Raw genomic sequence first — 20735 nt, forward strand, 5'->3', positions numbered from 1 at the left:
GATGCTGAAAACCGCATTTTAGCCCATAAAAGCAACAACCCCGGGGGGAAGCCATGAGCCAGACCACGACCTATGCCGGTTCTGCCGGCGCAGCCAAGAGTGAAATCGAGACTTCAACCATCCGCGCCATCTCCTGGCGCCTGATTCCGTTCCTGGTGCTGGCCTACTTCTTCTCCTATCTCGACCGCGTCAATCTCGGCTTCGCCGCGCTGACCATGAATGCCGAGCTGAAGTTCACGCCGCTGATCTTTTCCTGGGGCGCCGGCATCTTCTTCATCGGCTATTTCATCTTCGAGGTGCCGAGCAACCTCGCGCTGGAAAAGTTCGGCGCGAGCCGCTGGATCGCCCGCATCATGGTGACCTGGGGCATCATCTCGGCGCTGATGGCGCTGACGAGCGGCGTCACCAGCTTCTACGTCCTCCGCTTCCTGCTCGGCGTGGCCGAGGCCGGCTTCTTCCCGGGCATCATCCTCTATCTCACCTATTGGTACCCGGCCGAATATCGCGGTCGATTCCTCGCCGCCTTCGCCATCGCGGTCCCGGTCTCGACTGTGATCGGCGCGCCGATCTCGGGCCTGTTGCTCGGGCTCGACGGCGCGATGGGGCTGAAGGGCTGGCAGTGGCTGTTCATCATCGAGGGCATCCCCTCGGTGCTGCTTGGCATCGTCACCTGGTTCTACCTCACCGACAGGCCGGAGAAGGCCGACTGGTTGTCGGCCGAGCAGAAGGCCTGGCTCAAGGCCAAACTCGATTCCGAGATTGCCGCCAAGCAGGCGGTGAAGCATTTGTCGCTCGGCGAGGCGCTGTCCTCGCCCAAGGTGATCATGCTGAGCCTGGTCTATTTCGGCTTCGTCGGCGCGCTCTACGGCATGCAGTTCTGGCTGCCGCAGATCGTCAAGGCGTTCGGCCTCACCAACGCCCAGACCGGCTTCGTCACCGCGATCCCGTATCTGTTCGGTACCATCGCCATGATCCTGTGGGCACGGCATTCGGATGCGACGCGCGAGCGCGTGATGCATGTCGGCGCGCCGCTGCTGCTCACGGCCATTGCGCTTGCCGCCTCCAGCTACCTCACCGATCCCACCATGACGATGGTGGTGCTGACGGTCGCTGCGATCGGCGTGTTCTGCTGCTTCGGCGTGTTCTGGACCTTGCCGACCGCCTGGCTCTCGGGCACGGCTGCGGCCGGCGCTATCGCCCTGATCAACTCGGTCGGCAACCTCGCCGGTTTCGGCGGGCCGTATCTGATCGGCTGGGTCAAGGAAGCGACGGGACAGACCTCGACCGGCCTCTTGGTGCTCGCGGTGCTGCCTCTGCTCGCCGGCATCCTCGTCTTCATCGGCGGCCACGAGAGCAAGCACGAGTTCGCCGAACAGGGGCGGTGAGGGGCAACCAGCCTCATAATTTGCGAGCTGGCGAACAGGAGGCTGGTCAATGAGCCTTTCGAACACCCCGGACCTGGACGATCCCGACCAGGTGCCGCGCCCGGTCGTCGGACTGACGATCGAGCTCGCATCGATCCGTGAAACCGAGCCTCACTGCCACCGAAAGGCGCAGTTGCTCTATGTGGTCAGCGGCGTCATCACCGTGGAAGCCGCTGGTGGCATCTGGACCGTGCCACCCCATTGCGCCATCTGGATTCCGAGCGGCGTCGCCCACGTGGCCCGCTCGGCCGGTCCGATTTCTGTCGGCAGCCTCTATGTCGATCCCGCGACGGCGAACTCGCTCCGCGGCGGCTGTGGGATCCTGTTCGTCCAGCCACTGCTTCGCGAGCTGCTGCTGCGGTTCATTGCGGGGCCATCGCTCTATCCGGAAGGTGATACGCGCGAAGCGCGGCTGGTCGCCGTATTGCTGGACGAGCTCCAGGCGGCTCCGCTCGAACCCTTGCATTTGCCGATGCCGACCGATCGACGCCTGCGGCGGCTTGTCGAGACATTGATCGATGATCCATCGCTGCGTTTCACGATCGAGGAATGGGGCGCGCGCGTTGGCGCGAGCAACCGCACACTGTCACGGCTGTTTCAACGCGAGACGGGTATGTCGTTCATGCGGTGGCGACAGCAGTTGCACATTGGATTGGCACTCCAGCGTCTAGCCTCTGGAAGCTCCGTTACGAATATCGCGTTCGACCTTGGCTATGAAAGCCCAAGCGCTTTTATCGCCATGTTTAGACGGATGCTTGGGACGACACCGGCTCGGTATTTCACCGAAGCTGCGATGGGCGACCTCGAACGGGAGATTCGGAAGCCGCCCGGCCGTGCCGCCGACGACACTCCGCGTGTCGATATCCGTCCCAACGCGGAGGTCGTCGATTTCGGGGCGGTTGCCCAGCGGCACACCAAGCAGAAATCGTGAAGGCAGGCCCGGCGTCATGCGGCCACACGTTGGAAATCCGCATTTTGGGCCGTCTGGAGCTACTTGATGGCCTGATCTGATGCGCGCTCCAGCGGGTGCGTGATCGATAGGATCAGGCCATTGGGAGCGCCTTCACGCGAGAGGCGCTGCACCGCTTTGCAGGAGCCTGCCATGCCGATCGACAGAAGCCAATTTCCGCTGGTTTTTCTCCGCGATACCGACGGTCCCGAAGGGAACGCAGAAGCCGAGCTCGCAGCGCTTCTTGCGGAAGGCGGTACATTCGTTTTGATCGCGCAGCATGACGGCGATGACGATGCGAACGATTCACAGGACGCGAGGAAGTCGCGCGCGTTGTTTCTGAAGCGGAACAAGCAGCGCCTTCGAGAGCTCTGCGCCGCGGCGATCGTGATCGAAGGCCTGGAGGCAACGCCAATGCCGCTCAGATTGGCGGCCCAAGGCTTTGGCAAGGCGTTCGGCGTGCCTTTCCACTTCGTTCGCGATGAGACAGAGGCCACGGCGTTGGGAAAAGACGTGCTGGCAAGGCGAGGCGCCGCGCAATGAAGTTGGCCGGATCGGCGCATTGTCTGGCCCATGCCAGTTACCGATCAGGCAAAGACCTCCGCTAACTCTGGTCAGAGCTGCCGAGCAGGGTCGTCAAAAACGACGCTCGTTCGGGGCCACCGCCACCATTTTGAGGATGATCGACTATGGCCGAAAAGATCTGGTTCGTTACGGGTGCTTCGCGCGGACTGGGGCGCGCCTGGATAGAAGCCGCGCTTGCGCGCGGAGACAAGGTCGCAGCCTGCGTCCGAAACAGGGGAACGCTCGCGGATCTCCTTGAGACCTATGGCTCTGCGCTGTTGCCGATCGAGCTCGACGTGCGCAGCGAGGATGACGCCAGGGAAGCCGTACGCGTTGCGGCGGCGACATTCGGACGCCTCGATGTGGTCGTCAGCAACGCCGGCTATGCCGTGTTCGGGACCATCGAAGAAACCGACCAGGAGAATGCACGCGCGCAGTTCGACACGAACTTCTTCGGCACGCTGTGGGTCGTTCAGGCCGCGCTACCTTTTCTGCGCCAGCAAGGCCGCGGACATATCCTGATCACGTCCAGCATCGCAGGCATCATCACCTTTCCGACCGCGGGCATCTACAATGCCTCCAAATGGGCGGTGGAGGGTCTCGGAGAAACACTGGCCTCGGAGGTCTCTGATTTCGGCATCAGGGTCACGCTGATCGAGCCCGGCGGCTACGACACCGATTGGCGTGGAAGTTCTTCCGTCAGCCTCAAGCCGATGCCGGAATATGGAGAGCTTCGTAATCGGCTCAAGGCAGCGTCGGTGTCGCGCAAGCTCGGCAGTCCCGCGGCGACGGCCGAGGCCATTCTGAGCATCGTCGACGCGCCGTCGCCTCCGCTCCGGCTCTTCCTCGGTGAGCTGCCTCTCGGCGTCGCACGAAAGCAATATGCCGAGCGGCTCGCCACGTGGGAGGCTTGGGCCGACGTCTCGAGGCGCGCACAGGGCTGAGGCGCAAAGTGCGCAGTCTCTGGGAACGTCGCCCTGGCGAAAGCCAGGGCCCAGACCCCGCGGCTTCTCTTGGGGCACGCGGGGAGACGTTCTCTTTTAACAATCGACCTCAGGGGTAATGGGCCCTAGCCGCCGCCAGGGCGACGGGGAGGGTTACCACTCCTTAACGATCACGCTTTCCTGATGATTGACGAATATTGACTTTCATCAGTGATTAGTCGACATTCGTCTCATTGCAGACGCAGGAGTGTCCTCCGATGTTCGTTCGGTCAGTTTTATCGAGCTATTCCAGGCTCTTGGCGGGTGTGTCGCTGGCCCTGATGGCGGCTGCGCTGGCCGGATGCAATGACACGGTGGCGCAGAAGGCCGAGCCGCCGCGGCCGGTTCTGGTCGCGACCGCCCATTATGATGCCGAGACGCCCGAGCGCAGCTTCGTCGGCACTGTTCGCCCGCGGATCGAGAGCGATCTCGGTTTTCGCGTCGCCGGCAAGGTCGCAAAGCGCTTGGTCGAAGTTGGCCAGACTGTCGAAATCGGCCAGCCGCTCGCCATCCTCGACGAGATCGATCTGAAGCTCCAGGCCGAGCAGGCCGTCGCTGAGCAGACCGCTGCGACCGGCGTGCTGGCCCAGGCCGCCGCCGCTGAGCAGCGCGCCAAGGATCTGAAGGCCAAGGGCTGGACCACCGATGCGGCGATGGATTCGAGCCGCGCCGCTGCCGATGAGGCCCGTGCGCGCCTGAACCGGGCCGAGCGCTCGGTCGAGCTGACGAAGAATTCCCTTTCCTACGCGACGCTCAACGCCGACGCCCGTGGCGTCGTCACCGCAACGCTGATCGAGCCCGGCCAGGTGGTTGCCGCAGGCCAGACCTCGATCCGCGTCGCCCGCTTTGCCGAAAAGGAAGCGGTCGTCGCGATCCCTGAGACGCTGGTCGGACGTGCCAAATCGGGCGCCGCCAGCGTCACTCTTTGGTCGGAGCCGGGCAAGAAATATACGGCGAAGCTGCGCGAGATCGCGCCGACCGCGGATTCCGCTACGCGCACCTATCTCGCAAAATTCTCGCTGCCCGAGGCCGACGACAAGGTTTCGCTCGGCATGACGGCGACGCTGACGTTGTCGGACGCGGCCACCGAGCGCGTCGCGCGGCTGCCGCTGTCGGCGCTGTTCAATGAGGGCGGCAAGCCGTCCTTTTACGTCGTCGACGACAACGGCGCGGTCACGCTGAAGCCGGTCGCTGTGAAGTCCTACGAGAGCAACGACGTCGTCATCACCAGCGGTGTGGACGAGGGCGCCAAGATCGTCGCCCTCGGTGTGCAGAAGCTCGATCCGAGCCAGAAGGTCCGGATCGTGTCGTCACTGTCGTTCTAAGACTTTTTTACGAGTTACGTCGTGTGAGGTGAGTTTCGGCCGTCGCGCAAATGCGAAGGCTGAAGCGGCGAAGCGATCCAGAACCTGCCCAGCCCCCTGGATTGCTTCGCTGCCTCGCGACGACGGTTCGAACAGAGTGGCTGTCGTTTTTGGCAATTGGATCGTCTTTTCGGAGAGAGCGATGAAGCGCTTCAACCTTTCGGCCTGGGCCGTCAGCCATCCGACGCTGGTTCTGTTCCTGATGCTTGTGCTCGGCGTCGCCGGCTTCTTCTCCTATCAGAAGCTCGGACGTGCCGAGGATCCGTTCTTCACGGTGAAGGTGGTCAACGTCTCCGTGCTCTGGCCAGGCGCGACCGCCCAGGAGATGCAGGCGCAGGTCGCCGATCCCATCGAAAAGAAGATCCAGGAGCTGCCTTACTTCGAGAAGGTGCAGACCTATTCCAAGCCCGGCTTCACTGCGCTCCAAGTGACCTTCCGCGATTCCACGCCGCCGAAGGACGTGCCGTATCTCTTCTATCTCCTGCGCAAGAAGCTGGTCGACGTGCAGGGCCAACTGCCCGCAGGGATTCTGGGGCCGGTCGTCAATGACGAGTTCTCCGACGTCGATTCGATCCTCTACATGATGACCGGCGACGGCGCCGATTACGCCCAGCTCAAGAAGGTCGCCGAAGGCTTCCGCCAGCGCCTGCTCAAGGTGCCGGGCGTGACCAAGGTTGACATGTATGGCAACCAGGACGAGCGCATCTTCGTCGAGTTCAGCCACGCCAAGCTCGCCACCCTCGGCATCACGCCGCAGGCGCTGTTCGATTCACTCGCCAAGCAGAATAATGTGACGCCGGCTGGCACGGTCGAGACCTCGTCGCAGCGCGTGCCACTGCGCGTCACCGGCGCGCTCGATGGCGCCAAGGCCGTGGCCGAGACCCCGGTCGAGAGCGACGGTCGCGTGTTCCGCCTGGGCGATATCGCCACCGTCACCCACGGCTATGTCGATCCGCCAAGCTTCATCGTGCGCCAGGAAGGCAAGTCTGCGATCGGCATCGGCGTCGTCACCGCCAAGGGCGCCAACATCCTCGAGCTCGGCAAGGAGGTCGAGAAGGCGACCGCTGAATTCATGAAGGCGGTGCCGCAGGGTGTCGACGTTCGGCTCATCGCCGACCAGCCCAAGGTGGTCGAGCACGCCGTCAGCGAATTCGTGCACTCCTTCATGGAGGCGCTGGTGATCGTGTTGTTCGTGTCGTTCCTCGCGCTCGGCTGGCGCACCGGCATCGTGGTCGCGCTCTCGGTGCCGCTGGTGCTCGGCATCGTCTTCATCGTCATGAACACGATGTCGCTCGACCTGCACCGTATCACGCTCGGCGCGCTGATCATCGCGCTCGGCCTGCTCGTCGACGACGCCATCATCGCGGTCGAGATGATGGTCGTGAAGATGGAGCAGGGCTGGGACCGCATGCGCGCGGCGTCCTTTGCCTGGGAATCAACTGCGTTTCCGATGCTCACGGGAACGCTGGTCACGGCCGCTGGCTTCCTCCCCATCGGCTTTGCCAATTCCGCGGTCGGTGAATATGCCGGCAGCATCTTCTGGATCGTGGCGATCGCGCTGGTCGCCTCCTGGTTCGTGGCGGTGATCTTTACGCCCTATATCGGCGTCATGCTGCTGCCCAACATCAAGGTGCACCACAATCACGATCCGCACGCGGTCTACGAGACCCGCATGTACCGCGGCCTGCGCGCCATCGTGCAGTGGTGCGTCAACCATCGCATCACGGTGGTGGTCGCGACCGTCGGCGTCTTCGTTGCTTCGATCGTCGGCTTTGGCCATGTCCAGCAGCAGTTCTTCCCGCTCTCCGAGCGGCCCGAGCTGTTCCTCCAGCTCCGCCTGCCCGAGGGCACTGCCTTCAATGTCACTGAGAAGGCGGTGAAGAAGGCCGAGACGCTGCTGAAGGACGACCAGGACATCGACACCTATACCGCCTATGTCGGCCAGGGCTCGCCGCGCTTCTGGCTCGGCCTCAATCCGCAGCTTCCGAACGAGGCCTTCGCCGAGATCGTCATCGTCGCCAAGGGCGTCGAGGCGCGTGAGCGCGTCAAGGCCAAGATCGAGGGTGCGGTTGCCGACGGCATGCTGACCGAGGCGCGCGTGCGCGTCGACCGCTTCAACTTCGGTCCGCCGGTCGGCTTCCCCGTCCAGTTCCGCGTGATCGGCCCCGACGCCAACAAGGTGCGCGAGATCGCCTATCAGGTCCGCGACGTCATGCGTGAGAACAAGAACGTCAAGGACGTCCAGCTCGACTGGAACGAGCAGTCGCCTTACCTCAAGCTCGTCGTCGACCAGGATCGCGCCCGCGCCATGGGCCTGACCCCGCAGGACGTGTCGCAGGCGCTGTCGCTGCTGATCTCGGGCACGCAGGTCACGACCGTGCGCGACGGCATCGAGAAGGTCGGCGTGGTGGCCCGTGCGGTCGGCTCCGAGCGCCTCGATCTCGGCGGCGTCGGCGATCTCACCATCACCTCGAAGAACGGCGTCGCCGTACCGCTCCAGCAGATCGCCAGAATCGAATATGCCCATGAGGAGCCGATCCTGTGGCGGCGCAACCGCGACATGGCGATCACCGTGCGCTCCGACGTCGTCGACGGCGTGCAGGCGCCCGACGTCACCGGCCAGATCGCGCCGAAGCTGAAGGCGATTCAGGATAATCTCGAGCCGGCCTATCGCATCGAGCCGGGCGGGGCGTTCGAGGAATCCGCCAAGGGCAATGCCTCGATCTTCATCCTCTTCCCGCTGATGGTCATGGTGATGCTGACGCTGTTGATGATCCAGCTTCAGAGCTTCTCGCGCCTGATCCTGGTGTTCTTGACCGCACCGCTCGGCATCGTCGGCGCCTCGCTCGGGCTCAACGTCGCCAACGCGCCGTTCGGCTTCGTGGCGCTGCTCGGCCTGATCGCGCTCGCCGGCATGATCATGCGCAACGCGGTCATCCTGGTCGATCAGATCGAGACCGACGTCTCCCACGGCTTGACCCGCCGTGAGGCGATCGTGGAGGCAACCGTCCGCCGCGCCCGTCCGGTGGTGCTGACGGCGCTCGCCGCCATCCTCGCCATGATCCCGCTGTCTCGCTCCGCCTTCTGGGGCCCGATGGCGATCACCATCATGGGCGGCTTGTTCGTCGCGACCTTCCTCACGCTGCTGTACCTGCCGGGCCTCTACGCCCTGTGGTTCCGCAAGAGCCTGGATGAGGCGGGGACCCCCGAGCAGCCTGCCGCGCCGCAGCATGGGAGCGATGACCAGGACGCAATTCCGCTTGCTGAAGCGGCTGAATAAATGAGAAGACTGCTGGCTAACGAGTCCTGATTGATGGCCCTGATTTCGGAACATATCGAAGGCGACACCCGGGAGCGTATCCTCGAGGTGGCCGAGCGGCTGTTCCGCCAGATCGGCTACCTGAAGACCACGGTCGGCGACATTGCCAAAGAGCTCCGGATGAGCCCCGCCAATGTCTATCGCTTCTTCGAATCGAAGAAGGCGATCCATCAGGCAGTGGCCCGTTCGCTGATGGGCGAGGTCGAGCTCGAGGCGCAGCGGATCGTGGCCAGGCCCGGTCCGGTGCTGGAGCGCTTCCGGGAGCTGCTCACCACCATCCATCGCATGAACACCGAGCGTTATGTCGGCGACAACAAGCTGCACGAGATGGTCGAGATCGCGATGCAGGAGGACTGGGAGGTCTGCGTCACCCATATGGAGCTGATCACCACGGTGATAGGCCAGATGATCGCGCAAGGTGCCGCCTCCGGCGAGTTCGAGGCGCCGGACCTGCAACTGGCCTCGATGTGCGCCTGCACCGCGATGATGCGCTTCTTCCACCCCCAGATGATCGCCCAGTGCGCCACCAAGCCGGGCCCCTCGATCGACCAGATGATCGATTTCGTCATTGCGGGCCTGTCGCCGCGTCACTGACGGGCGCTCAAGATTTCTCCTATAAGCAAAGCCGACGTAGCCCGGATGGAGCGAAGCGCAATCCGGGATAGTTGAGCATTGCGCTGGCGGACCCGGATTATGCTTCGCTCCATCCGGGCTACCAGGATCAGGGAAGACCTCGCGTGACCGACAAAGACCTTTATTTCTACGAACCCTCCAAGGGCCACGGCCTCAAGCACGATCCTTTCAACGCCATCATTGCACCGCGGCCGATCGGCTGGATCTCCTCGCGCGACACCAAGGGCCACGTCAATCTCGCGCCCTACAGCTTCTTCAACGCCTTCGCTTACGTGCCGCCGATCATCGGCTTCTCCTCCACCAACTGGAAGGACACGGTCGAGAACATCCAGCAGACCGGCGAGTTCGTCTGGAATCTCGCCACCATGGACCTGGCCAAGCACATGAACGCGACCGCCGCGCATGTCGCCCCTGAGGTCGACGAGTTCGAGGTTGCCGGCCTCACCGCCGTGCCCGGCAAGCTCGTCAACGTGCCGCGCGTGGCTGAGAGCCCCGTCGCCTTCGAGTGCAAGGTGTCCGACATCGTCCGCCTCAAGGGCGCCGACGGTAAGCAGGCTGATGCCTGGCTGACGCTGGGCGAGGTCGTCGCCGTCCACATCGACAAGGCCATGATCAAGGACGGCGTCTACCAGACCGCCGCCGCCCGCCCGATCGTCCGTGCCGGCCGTCGCGGCGACTATTTTGAGATCAAGCCGGAAAACATGTTCGAGATGGTTCGGCCGGATTAGGCCCAAGTCTGTCCACATCCTGTAGCCCGGATGGAGCGAAGCGAAATCCGGGATTCTCACCCCCGGATAGACTTTCCCGGATTGCGCTACGCTCCATCCGGGCTACCGCTCCTCGCTCTGTCCATCCCCTCCCGGAACCGCCACCACGCCCTGGCCGTTATGGTCCCTGGGCGGCCGCCCGGCCGCGTCAATTTCGCTTTTTTTGCTCGCGAAGTGTTCACTTCCGCCCGCGACTTTCCGCTAAAATGCCTGACAACCGCGCCGTTGCATGAGGTCCGCCATGAGCTTCCGCCGCGACACCATCACAAAGCCGATCTTCTCCTGGGCGCGCGGCGTGCTGCCGGCGATGTCCGACACCGAGCGCGAGGCGCTGGAGGCCGGTGACGTCTGGTGGGACGGCGATCTCTTCACCGGCAACCCTGACTGGGCGAAGCTGCTGAAGATTCCGCAGGCGGTGCTGACCGATGAGGAGCGGGCTTTCCTCAACGGTCCCGTCGACGAGCTCTGCGCCATGCTCGACGAGTGGAAGATCTTTTGGGAATGGCGCGATCTTCCTCAGGAGGTATGGACCTTCATCAAGCGCGAAAAATTCTTCGGCATGATCATTCCGAAGGAGTTTGGTGGCCTCGGCTTCTCGCCCTACGCGCATTCCGAAGTGGTGCGCAAGATCTCGACCCGCTCGATCGCGGCTGCCGTCACGGTGATGGTGCCGAACTCGCTCGGACCCGGCGAGCTGCTGATGCGCTTCGGCACCAAGGAGCAGCAGGAGCGCTGGCTGCCACGGCTGGCCGACGGCCGCGACATTCCGTGCTTTGGCCTCACCAGCCCGGAAGCCGGCTCGGATGCCGCCTCGATGATCGACACCGGCATCATCTGCAAGGGTATCTTCGAGGGCCAGGAGGTCGTCGGCCTCAGGCTCAACTGGCACAAGCGCTACATCACGCTTGGGCCCGTCGCAACGCTGCTTGGGCTGGCCTTCAAGGCCTATGATCCCGATCATCTCGTCGGCGACGTGGACGAGCTCGGCATCAGCGTGGCGCTGATCCCGACCAATCTTCCAGGCGTCAAGATCGGCCACCGCCATCTGCCCTCGATGCAGGTGTTTCAGAACGGTCCTAACTGGGGCCACGACGTCTTCATTCCGCTCGACTACGTCATCGGCGGTGAGGCACGGCTCGGGCAGGGCTGGAAGATGCTGATGACGGCGCTTGCCGCCGGCCGCGGCATTTCGCTGCCGTCACTCTCGGCCGCCGGTGCCGCCTATGCCGCGCGCACCACGGGCGCCTATGCCCGCATCCGCGAGCAGTTCGGCATCTCCATCTCCAAATTTGAAGGCGTCGAGGAGCCGCTCGCCCGCATCGTCGCGACCGCCTACCAGCTCGATGCGGCGCGGCGGCTAACCTGCGCGGCGCTGAATGCCGGCGTGCATCCCGCCGTCATCTCCGGCATCATGAAGCTGCACGCGACCGAGCGGATGCGGATCGCGATCGACGACGCCATGGACATCCATGGCGGCAAGGCCGTGATCGACGGTCCGCAAAACTATCTCGGCAATCTGCACCGCGCCGTGCCGGTCGGCATCACCGTGGAGGGCGCCAACATCCTGACCCGTAACCTCATCGTGTTCGGGCAGGGTGCTATCCGCGCGCATCCCTATCTGCTCGACGAGATGAACGCGCTTGCCGACACCGACCGCGAGCGCGGGCTGACCGCGTTCGACAAGGCATTCTGGAAGCATGTCGGCCACAGCTTCGAGACGCTATTGCGCGCCTTCGGCCGGAGCTGGACCTTTGGTGCCTTCGCGCCGGCGCCCGATGCGGGCGAAGCGATGCCATTCTATCGCCAGCTCTCGCGCTATTCGGCGGCCTTTGCGCTCTGCGCCGACATGGCGCTGCTCACCCTCGGCGGCGCGCTGAAGCGCAAGGAGATGCTGTCGGCGCGCTTCGGCGACATCCTCTCCGAGCTGTACCTGCTCTCTGCCGCGCTAAAACGCTGGCAGGACGAGGGCCGGCAGAAGGAGGATTTTGCCGCGCTGGAATGGTGCATGGCGAGCGGCTTCAGGACCATCGAGAACCGCCTCGCCGAAATCCTTGCCAACCTGCCGAACCGCTTCGTCGCTGTGATCCTCAAGCTCGTGGTTCAGCCCTTCGGTGCCCGCGTGCTTGGCCCGTCCGACCGCGTCGTGCATCAATGCGCAAGCCTGGTGCTGGAGCCGTCGGCCGCGCGTGACCGCATCACGCCGGATCTCGCGCATGTCGATGACGATTGCGGCTTTGCGCGCCTGGAGCGCGCATTCGCGCTGGTCGTAAACTCAGACGCGATCACCAAGCGCATGCGCGCCGCGCATATAACCGACTGGAAGGACGCGGTGGCCAAGGGTGTCATCACCCAAGCCGAAGGCGAGCAGCTCGCGGCCGCCCACGAAGCTGTCGCAAAAGTGATCGAGGTCGACGATTTTGCGCCGGAGGCGCTGTCGCCGATTTACAAGAAAACCGGAGATGTGCATCAGTTCTTCCAGGAACTCGGTGAACAGAGGGCGGCGAGCTGATGGCACGACCGGTTTTCATCGTCGACGGCAGCCGGACGCCGTTTCTCAAGGCGCGCTCGGGGCCGGGACCGTTCACGCCGGTCGACCTCGCCGTGCAATGCGGCCGGCCGCTGCTGGCCCGCCAGCCGTTTTCGCCCACGGCCTTCGACCAGGTCATCCTCGGCTGCGTCAATGTGATCGCCGACGAGATGAACCCGGCCCGCGTCGCCGCGCTCAGGCTCGGCATGGGCGAGGACATGGTCGCCTTCACCGTGCAGATCAATTGCGGCTCCGGCATGCAATCGATCGACACCGCCTACCGCTACATCCGCGAGGGCCATGCCGACATGGTCCTCGCCGGCGGCACCGAGGCCTTGAGCCACGCGCCGCTGGTCTGGCCGAATTCCGGCGTGCGCTGGTTTGCCGGCCTCGCCACGGCGAAGGGCATCGCTGCGAAGCTGGGTGCGGCTTTCAAGCTGCGGCCGCGCTATCTCAAGCCGATCATTGGCCTTGAGCGCGGGCTGACCGATCCCATCACCGACTTGAACATGGGCCAGACCGCCGAGGTCGTCGGCCACCTCTTCGGTATCACGCGCGCACAGTCGGACGCTTACGCGGCCGAGAGCCATCGCCGGCTTGCGAACGCGCAGGCGCAGGGCTTCCTCAAGGGCGAGGTCGAGACTGCCTTCTCCCGCGACGGCAAATTCTTCGATCATGATGATGGCGTGCGGCCGGACTCTTCGTCTGAGACGCTGGCAAAGTTGAAGCCCGTGTTCGAGCGTCCCTGGGGCCAGGTCACCGCCGGCAATTCCTCGCAGATCACCGACGGCGCCTCCTGGGTGATCCTTGCCTCGGACGCGGCGGTCGCAAAGCACAAGCTGACGCCGAAGGCTGTGATCGTCGACAGCAACTGGGCGGCGCTCGATCCGAGCATCATGGGGCTCGGGCCCGTGATGTCGGCAACGCCGATGCTCAAGCGCAACAATCTCACCATCAAGGACGTCGAGACCTGGGAGCTGAACGAGGCCTTCGCCACGCAAGTGCTCGGCTGTCTCGCCGCCTGGAACGACGAGAAGTTCTGCCGCGAGATCCTTGGCCTTGACGGCGCAGCCGGCGAGATCGACCGTGAAAAACTCAACGTCGATGGTGGTGCGATCTCGCTCGGCCATCCCGTCGGCACCTCGGGCAACCGCATCGTGCTGCATCTGGTCAACGCCATGAAGCGGCTCGGCACGCGGCGCGGGGTTGCCACCGAATGCATCGGCGGCGGGCTTGGCGGCGCCATGCTGATCGAGGCGGTGTGACCATGGATTCGAAGATCATGACCGCGCTCGGTGACCGTGTGCTGGAGCTCGGACCCCCACCTGTGGCCGACAATCCGTACAAGAACTTCAAGCTGACGCGCGATGCCGACGGTGTTGCCTGGCTGCTGTTCGACCGCGCTGACGCCAGCGCCAACACGCTATCCGCCGAATTGATGGAAGAGTTCGACGCCGTGCTCGCCGCGATCGAGACCGAGCGCCCCGCCGGTCTCGTGATCCGCTCGGCAAAACCGTCCGGCTTCATTGCGGGCGCCGACGTCAACGAATTCCGCGGCGCCAGCGATCCCGCGATGGTGGAGACCCGCATCCATGCCGCGCATGCGGTGGTCGATCGTCTGGAAGCCTTGAGGTTGCCGACGGTCGCGGTCATCCACGGCTTCTGTCTCGGCGGCGGGCTCGAGGTTGCGCTCGCCTGCCAGTCGCGCATCGCCATCGACGGCGCGCGTTTCGGCTTCCCGGAGGTGATGTTGGGCCTGCATCCCGGCCTCGGCGGCACCGCACGTTTTACCGCGCTGGTCAATCCGACCCAGTCGATGGCGCTGATGCTGACCGGCCGCACCATCGATGCGCGCCGCGCCAAGTCGCTCGGCCTCGTCGACACCGTGACGCAGGAGCGCCATGTCCGCAATGCCGTGAAGGATGCGCTGTTTGGTCGGCTGAAGAAGGCGCGTCCGGGCCTCCTTGCGCGCGCGGCCAATTTCGGTCCGGTCCGCGGACTTCTCGCCAAGCGCATGCGCTCGGAAGCCGCGAAGGCCGCGCCGCGCGAACATTATCCCGCGCCTTACGCGCTGATCGATCTCTGGGAGACCCATGGCGGCAGCAAGGCCGCGATGCTGAGGGCGGAGCAAGCTTCGTTCGCCAAGCTGATGGTGACGCCGACCGCGCAGAATTTGATCCGCGTGTTCTTCCTGCGCGAGCAGATGAAGAAGGCGGCCGGCTCCGGCAACACGATCAAGCATGTCCACGTCATCGGCGCCGGCGCCATGGGCGGCGACATCGCGGCCTGGTGCGCGGGGCAGGACATCCGCGTCTCGCTCGCCGACATGAAGGCCGAGCCGATCGCGGGCGCGGTGAAGCGCGCGGCCGAACTTTACGGCAAGATCATTCGAAAACCGACCGAGGTGCGTGACGCGCTCGATCGGCTCATTCCCGATATGGACGGCGAGGGCGTTCGCAACGCCGATCTCATCATCGAGGCGGTGCCGGAAAAGCTCGAGCTCAAGCAGAAGGTCTATGCCGGCCTCGAGCCGAAGATGAAGCCGGGTGCGATTCTTTCGACCAACACCTCCAGCATTCCGCTCCAGGATTTGCGCAACGGCCTGGCGCGGCCGGAGCGGCTGGTCGGCCTGCATTTCTTCAATCCGGTGTCGCGGCTGCAACTTGTCGAGGTCGTCAGCCATGACGGCAACGATGCGCAGGTCTTGAAGGAAGCGCTCGCCTTCGTCGGCGCGATCGACCGCCTGCCGCTCTCCGTGAAGAGCTCGCCTGGCTTTCTGGTCAACCGCGCGCTGACGCCGTACATGCTGGAAGCCATGGTGATGCTGGACGAGAAGACCGACCAGCGCCTGATCGACGCGGCCGCCGAACAGTTCGGCATGCCGATGGGGCCGATCGAGCTGGCCGACCAGGTCGGGCTCGACATCTGTCTTGACGTGGGCGACATGCTGCGCACCAAGTTCGGCGATCTGTTGCCGCCGACGCCGGCCTGGCTGCGCGAGAAAGTCGCCAAGGGCGAACTCGGCCGCAAGACCGGCAAGGGCTTTTACACCTGGAAGGACGGCAAGGCTGAGAAGTCGCCGTTGCCCGAGGCCGGCCCGCGTGTCACCGATCAGATGATCGATCGGCTGGTGCTGCCGATGTCCAACGTCTGCGTGGCGGCGTTGCGCGAGGGCATTGTCGACGATGCCGATATGGTCGACGGTGCCATGATTTTCGGCACCGGCTACGCGCCGTTCCGCGGCGGTCCGTTGAACTACGCACGCACGCGCGGCGTGGATGACGTGGTATCCACCTTGCATGCGCTGGCGGAGAGATTCGGCGGACGCTTCGCGCCCGATTCGGGCTGGGACAATTTCAAGTGAGAGGCATATGACCGAAAAGGCCGACACCGAGCCGAGTGGCGATCTCTGCATCCGCACGCTGGCGATGCCCGCCGACACCAATGCGAATGGCGATATCTTCGGCGGCTGGCTGCTCAGCCAGATGGACGTCGGCGGCGGTGTGTTCGCATCAAAGATCGCGAAGTCGCGCACGGTGACGGTCGCGATCGAGGCGATGAATTTCCGTAAAGCGGTCTATGTCGGCGATCTCGTCTCCGTCCATGCCAACCTCGTGCGTGTCGGTCGCACATCCATGACTGTGCATCTGGAAGCCTGGGCGCTGCGACGCAGGGAGGAGCATCCGTTCCTCGTCACCGACGGCAATTTCACTTACGTCTCGATCGACGATCACGGCCGCCCGCAGCCGATCAGCCGCACCGATACGCCGATTGCGACGTAACCGCGCGCGACATTGCGCCCTCACGAAGACATCCAGCATCGGCCAAACGCGGCGCGACTGAGCCAACGCGTCGCGGCTTTGCCAAGAACAAGTCATAAAATGGATGAGGTCCCGGCGTACTCAATGACGCGTCGATTCGGGGTGGAAACCGGCTGATTTGCCCAAGGAACCTTTGGGCAGAGATCTGGTTATTTGCCCGCACTGAGGAATCAACGGGCCATGCCGGACAGCTACATCATCGAAGTTAATTCGCAGACTGCGGGTATCGTCGTTCGCAGCCAGGGAGGCTACTGCTTCTTCGCCTCATCCCACCGCTTCAACCGCCTCGAAGGCCAGCTCTTCCGCAACGCACGCGAAGCCGAACGCGCCGCACGTAAGCTGGTTAACGGGGATGTGAAGGAAGCGGCGTAAGCCTTTTTCCTTCTCCTTGTGGGAGAAGGTGGCGCGAAGCGCCGGATGAGGGGTTCTATCGGCGCATTCGGAAGCGAGAGAGTTGCTCGCGGAAGCATACCCCTCACCCGTCTCGCCGCGACGCGGCGATCCACCCTCTCCCACAGGGGGAGAGGGAAAGAATCGCAATCACAACTTGGTCGCGGAGCGCGACAACAACTTCCACTCGTCGCCTTGCTTCAGCCAGTTCATCAGGATGTGAAGGCTGTTTGCCACTTTCTTCCCGTCGGCCATCATCTCGGCTGTCCAGTGGAAGCGCACGATCGCGGCGGGACCAATGATCTTGATGGTCGGATCCTTGTACGCGATCGACAGGAATTGCGTTTTGCCGTCGGTGGCGTTGGCGACGAAGGCAGCCTTGTCCTCGAGGAAGCCGCTGGAATGGCTGTAGCTCAAATCGTCCGCGCACAGCGCGCCGAGCGCCTTCGGATCGGCCGCGATCTGGGCGAGGCGAAATGCCTCGACGTTCTTTGCCACCGCCTCGTGGTCCGTCGTGGCAGCATGGTCGCGATTCAGTGTCATCATATCCTCCGTCCTTGATCTTGCGTCCACTGTTGCAGCCGCACTTGATTGTGTCGAGCGTCAGGTCGCAATCGTCGTCGCAATACGCTGCATTGCGCCAGGCCGCGCGATTTCTGACGCCAAAGCGTGGTCGGAATTTTTTGCAGTCCTTGTTGCTGCTGCACTTTCCTTCTCCCCTTGTGGGAGAAGGTGGCGCGAAGCGCCGGATGAGGGGTTCTGTCCGCGAATTCAGAATTAAATGGGGTTCTCGCGGAGAGATACCCCTCACCCGTCTCGCCGCTGCGCGACGAGCCACCCTCTCCCACAGGGAGAGGGCAAGAACGCATCACAATTTCGTCGCGGCCCTCGACAGCAGCTTCCAGTCGTCGCCCTGCTTCTGCCAGTTCATCAGGATGTGAAGATTGGTCGGCACTTTTTTCCCATCGGCCACCATTTCCTGTTCCGCCACCCAGTGGAAGCGCACGATCGCGGCGGGGCCGATGACCTTGATGGTCGGGTCCTGATACTCGATCGACAGGAATTTTGATTTGCCGTCGGTGGCGTTGGTGACGAAGGTCGCCTTGTCTTCGACCTTGCCGTTGGAATGGCTGTAGCTCAGATCGTCCCAGCACAGCGCACCGAGCGCCTTGGGATCGGAGGCGATCTGGGCGAGGCGGAAGGCCTCGACCTTTTTCGCCACGGCTTCTTCGTCCGCCGAGGCTGCCAGCGCAGGCGTTGTGAGCGCAAGCGCCGAGACGGCAAGAGTCGAGACGGCAAGAGTCGAGAGAGCAAGGTCGCGCCGGTTGATCGTCATGGTTTCCTCCTTTTTGATCTTGGATGGAGTGTTGCAGCCGCGCGCGGCTTTGTCGAGTGTCGCGTGATCATCATGCGCTTGCGTCATTGCGCGATCGAGACGCTATTGATACGTCTTTCGCATCGATGCGTTGTGCATTCGGGAAAGTACGGACATGATCGGGGCGATCGGCAAGGAGATGAGCAGGGCGTTGCTGTTCGACATTGACGGCACGCTCGCCAACACCGACCCGTTGCATCTGAAGGCGTTTAACCAGGTACTCGGTCCTCGCGGCCATGCCTTCGATCACGCGCGCTTCTCGAAGGAGCTGCAGGGCTTCTCCAATGCGTCGATCGGCGAGCGCTTTCTGCCCGATGAAGCGTTGGACCAGCGCGCCGCGATCCTCGGCGAGAAGGAAGAGGTTTTCCGGTCGCTGGTCGTTGGGCAGATCGAGCCGTTGCCGGGCTTGATGGCGCTGCTCGACCGGGCGGACGCCGCTGGCATTCCCATGGTCGCGGTGACAAACGCACCACGCCTGAACGCTGAGCTTCTGTTGTCCGGCCTCGGCATCTCGCATCGCTTCAAGGCGCTCGTGATCGGTGACGAACTGCCGCATGGCAAGCCGCATCCGCTGCCCTATCAGGAGGGGCTGCGCTTCGTCGGTGCGAGCGCGGCAGCCTCGATTGCGTTCGAGGATTCACGCTCCGGCGTGCAATCCGCCGCGGCGGCGGGCATTCCGACCATCGGGATCCGGACCAGCCTCAGCCATGCTGACCTTGTCGGCGCCGGCGCGGTCGCGACGGCAAGCGCCTTCGACGATCCGGAGCTGCTGGCGCGTCTCGCTACCGCCATGACTTGGTAAGAAATGGCGTGGTGAGCTCATCCGTTAACCGTGATCCGCGCACGCATTGACCGAAGGCGCGAACCGCCGCACCATGCATCGTTCTCATTGGAGGCCATTGCCGTGACCGGACTGACCCATCGCCAAGCCGAAATCCTCAACATCGCGCGCGCCTCGGGCCGCGTCATGGTCGAGGAGCTGGCGCGCCGGTTCGAAGTCTCGGCACAGACCATCCGCAAGGATCTCAACGATCTCTGCGAGCGCCGGTCGCTGACCCGCATCCACGGCGGCGCCATCATCGCCTCGGGCGTGGAAAATCTCGCTTATGAAGCGCGGCGCTTCGTTGCGGCCGATGAGAAGAAGGCGATTGGGGCTGCGGCCGCATCGCTGATTCCGAACGGTTGCTCGCTCTTCATCAACATCGGCACGACGACGGAGGAGGTCGCAAGCGCGCTGACCTCGCACGAGGACCTGCTCGTCATCACCAACAATCTCAACGTCGCCATGCTGCTCTACCGCCATCCCCGCATCGAGGTGGTGGTCGCCGGCGGCACGGTGCGGCGCGCCGACGGCGCCGTGGTCGGCTCGACCGCGACGCAGCTGATCGGCCAGTTCAAGGTCGACTATGCCATCATCGGTGCGTCCGCGATCGACGAGGAGGGCGCGCTGCTCGACTTCGACTATCGCGAGGTGCAGGTGGCGCAGGCCATCATCGCCAATGCCCGCACCGTCATGCTGGTCGCCGATTCCACCAAGCTTCGGCGCAGCGCGCCGGTCCGCATCGCCCATATCAGCCAGATCCAGACCTTCGTCACCGACCAGGAGCTGCCCGAGCGCCTCGCCACCATCTGCCACAGCAAGGGCATCGAGGTGGTCGAGGCGATGCCGAAGGGGGCGGAGATCGACGATGCCCAGGCCGATGCGCAGGATACGGCGCCCGAACCGTCGCCCGTGGTGCGGCTGAGATAGGGGCCTATGCGTCGTCCCACGGGTTGAGCAGCGTCACGCCGAACGCGGCAAAATCCTTCACATTGCGCGTGACGAGCGTGAGGTTGTTTGCGAGCGCGGTCGCGGCAAAGAAGCCATCCATGACGGACAGGGCAACGCCGCTGCGGCGGCTCTGCGCCATCAGATCGCCCCAGCGTTCGGCCACCGTGTGGTCGATCGGCAGGATGCGCTCGGCAAAGCGTGTCGGCAAATCATGAGCGAGCCAATCGGCCAGTGCGGCGCGTCGACGGCCGTCCTCCAGCAATGCGATGCCGCGGCGAAGCTCGGCGATCGAGGCAACGCTGATGAACGCACGATCCTCATCGATCGCATCAAGCCACGCCAGGACTTTCGGCGAGGGGGCCGGCCGGCGAACCTCCGACAGTACGTTGGTGTCGAGCAGCAGGTTCACGGCGTCTCGTCGCGTGGCGCGTCGTGCAGGCGTTCAAGCTCAAGGTCGGCGCCGCGCAGCGGCGAAGCCAACAGGAATTCCGCCAGCGTGCCTTTGCGCGCGGTCTTTCGCTCCCATTCCTCGGCGGAAACGACCACGGCATTGGGCTTGCCGTGACGGGTGATGATCTGGGGGCCCGATTGGGCACGCTCGATCACCTCAGACAATCGTGCCTTGGCGTTGGCAAGCGTCCAGGTGTCGTCAGTCGCAAGCGGATCGGTTGCTGTGCTGCGTTCGGTCATGGCAATACGAACCAGTTTGACTATTATGACTATAATTTGTTGGAGCATGACTATTCAAGAGTAATATTGCTGCTCATAGCGCCGTCTGAACTGCCCGCTTCGGCGGCGGATTGCCTGCTAAAAAGTTCCGCTTTCGCTTCCCTTCGCCTCTCTTTCAT

The 20735-nt window shown here is 63.8% G+C and carries 19 protein-coding genes; 15 read left to right on the forward strand and 4 right to left on the reverse strand.

Annotated features, from left to right (window positions below; all coding sequences use genetic code 11):
* Positions 1-53: 53 nt before the first annotated feature.
* The 13 genes from UP06_RS33090 (at position 54) to UP06_RS33150 (ending at position 16723) form a co-directional block, all read left to right on the forward strand.
* The gene (locus UP06_RS33090) at positions 54-1385 is read left to right on the forward strand and encodes an MFS transporter (protein ID WP_045007897.1); all 1332 of its coding nucleotides are present in this window, start codon (positions 54-56) and stop codon (positions 1383-1385) included.
* Between the two features lie 49 nt (positions 1386-1434).
* Positions 1435-2355 carry an AraC family transcriptional regulator gene (locus tag UP06_RS33095; protein WP_082081804.1) on the forward strand — a complete coding sequence of 307 codons (921 nt, stop codon included), beginning with the start codon at positions 1435-1437 and terminating at the stop codon, positions 2353-2355.
* 171 nt (positions 2356-2526) lie between these two features.
* Positions 2527-2916, forward strand: coding sequence for a hypothetical protein (locus UP06_RS33100; protein ID WP_045007898.1), 390 nt, complete (start codon positions 2527-2529; stop codon positions 2914-2916).
* A 146-nt stretch (positions 2917-3062) separates the two neighbouring features.
* A complete protein-coding gene (locus UP06_RS33105; RefSeq protein WP_045007899.1) occupies positions 3063-3881 on the forward strand; it encodes an SDR family NAD(P)-dependent oxidoreductase in 819 nt (272 codons plus the stop codon).
* A 257-nt stretch (positions 3882-4138) separates the two neighbouring features.
* Positions 4139-5245, forward strand: coding sequence for an efflux RND transporter periplasmic adaptor subunit (locus UP06_RS33110; protein ID WP_045007900.1), 1107 nt, complete (start codon positions 4139-4141; stop codon positions 5243-5245).
* A gap of 181 nt (positions 5246-5426) precedes the next feature.
* Positions 5427-8564: an efflux RND transporter permease subunit gene (locus tag UP06_RS33115; protein ID WP_045007901.1), complete on the forward strand. Its 3138-nt coding sequence runs from the start codon at positions 5427-5429 to the stop codon at positions 8562-8564.
* Between the two features lie 33 nt (positions 8565-8597).
* The gene (locus tag UP06_RS33120) at positions 8598-9197 is read left to right on the forward strand and encodes a TetR/AcrR family transcriptional regulator (protein WP_045007902.1); all 600 of its coding nucleotides are present in this window, start codon (positions 8598-8600) and stop codon (positions 9195-9197) included.
* Positions 9198-9340: 143 nt separating this feature from the next.
* Complete coding sequence (locus tag UP06_RS33125; RefSeq protein WP_045007941.1) at positions 9341-9964, forward strand: flavin reductase family protein; 624 nt, start codon at positions 9341-9343, stop codon at positions 9962-9964.
* Between the two features lie 280 nt (positions 9965-10244).
* Positions 10245-12512, forward strand: coding sequence for an acyl-CoA dehydrogenase (locus UP06_RS33130; RefSeq protein ID WP_045007903.1), 2268 nt, complete (start codon positions 10245-10247; stop codon positions 12510-12512).
* Positions 12512-13795 carry an acetyl-CoA C-acetyltransferase gene (locus UP06_RS33135; RefSeq protein WP_045007904.1) on the forward strand — a complete coding sequence of 428 codons (1284 nt, stop codon included), beginning with the start codon at positions 12512-12514 and terminating at the stop codon, positions 13793-13795. The genes UP06_RS33130 and UP06_RS33135 overlap by 1 nt, the downstream gene beginning before the upstream one ends.
* A 2-nt stretch (positions 13796-13797) precedes the next feature.
* Positions 13798-15894: a 3-hydroxyacyl-CoA dehydrogenase NAD-binding domain-containing protein gene (locus UP06_RS33140; RefSeq protein ID WP_045007905.1), complete on the forward strand. Its 2097-nt coding sequence runs from the start codon at positions 13798-13800 to the stop codon at positions 15892-15894.
* Positions 15895-15901: 7 nt separating this feature from the next.
* Positions 15902-16312 (forward strand): acyl-CoA thioesterase, encoded by a 411-nt coding sequence (locus UP06_RS33145; protein WP_045007906.1) that lies wholly within the window; start codon positions 15902-15904, stop codon positions 16310-16312.
* A 219-nt stretch (positions 16313-16531) separates the two neighbouring features.
* Positions 16532-16723, forward strand: coding sequence for a hypothetical protein (locus tag UP06_RS33150; protein ID WP_024341426.1), 192 nt, complete (start codon positions 16532-16534; stop codon positions 16721-16723).
* A 168-nt stretch (positions 16724-16891) separates the two neighbouring features.
* Here the strand turns inward: UP06_RS33150 and UP06_RS33155 are convergent, their stop codons facing one another.
* Both UP06_RS33155 and UP06_RS33160 read right to left on the reverse strand, forming a co-directional pair.
* Positions 16892-17287 (reverse strand): nuclear transport factor 2 family protein, encoded by a 396-nt coding sequence (locus tag UP06_RS33155; RefSeq protein WP_045010621.1) that lies wholly within the window; start codon positions 17285-17287, stop codon positions 16892-16894.
* Positions 17288-17609: 322 nt separating this feature from the next.
* Entirely contained in the window at positions 17610-18077 is a 468-nt protein-coding gene (locus UP06_RS33160) for a nuclear transport factor 2 family protein (RefSeq protein WP_045007942.1), read from the reverse strand.
* 154 nt (positions 18078-18231) lie between these two features.
* On the opposite strand from UP06_RS33160, the gene UP06_RS33165 reads away from it, so the two are divergent.
* The gene (locus UP06_RS33165; protein WP_045007908.1) at positions 18232-18918 is read left to right on the forward strand and encodes an HAD family hydrolase; all 687 of its coding nucleotides are present in this window, start codon (positions 18232-18234) and stop codon (positions 18916-18918) included.
* A 102-nt stretch (positions 18919-19020) separates the two neighbouring features.
* A complete protein-coding gene (locus UP06_RS33170) occupies positions 19021-19866 on the forward strand; it encodes a DeoR/GlpR family DNA-binding transcription regulator (RefSeq protein WP_045007943.1) in 846 nt (281 codons plus the stop codon).
* A gap of 4 nt (positions 19867-19870) precedes the next feature.
* Here UP06_RS33170 and UP06_RS33175 read toward each other — a convergent pair whose 3' ends face one another.
* Both UP06_RS33175 and UP06_RS33180 read right to left on the reverse strand, forming a co-directional pair.
* Complete coding sequence (locus tag UP06_RS33175; protein WP_045007909.1) at positions 19871-20296, reverse strand: type II toxin-antitoxin system VapC family toxin; 426 nt, start codon at positions 20294-20296, stop codon at positions 19871-19873.
* Positions 20293-20577, reverse strand: coding sequence for a type II toxin-antitoxin system Phd/YefM family antitoxin (locus UP06_RS33180; RefSeq protein WP_045007910.1), 285 nt, complete (start codon positions 20575-20577; stop codon positions 20293-20295). The genes UP06_RS33175 and UP06_RS33180 overlap by 4 nt, the downstream gene beginning before the upstream one ends.
* Positions 20578-20735: the final 158 nt, after the last annotated feature.

Origin of the sequence: Bradyrhizobium sp. LTSP857 (genome assembly GCF_000938285.1) — a bacterium.
GTDB lineage: Bacteria > Pseudomonadota > Alphaproteobacteria > Rhizobiales > Xanthobacteraceae > Bradyrhizobium.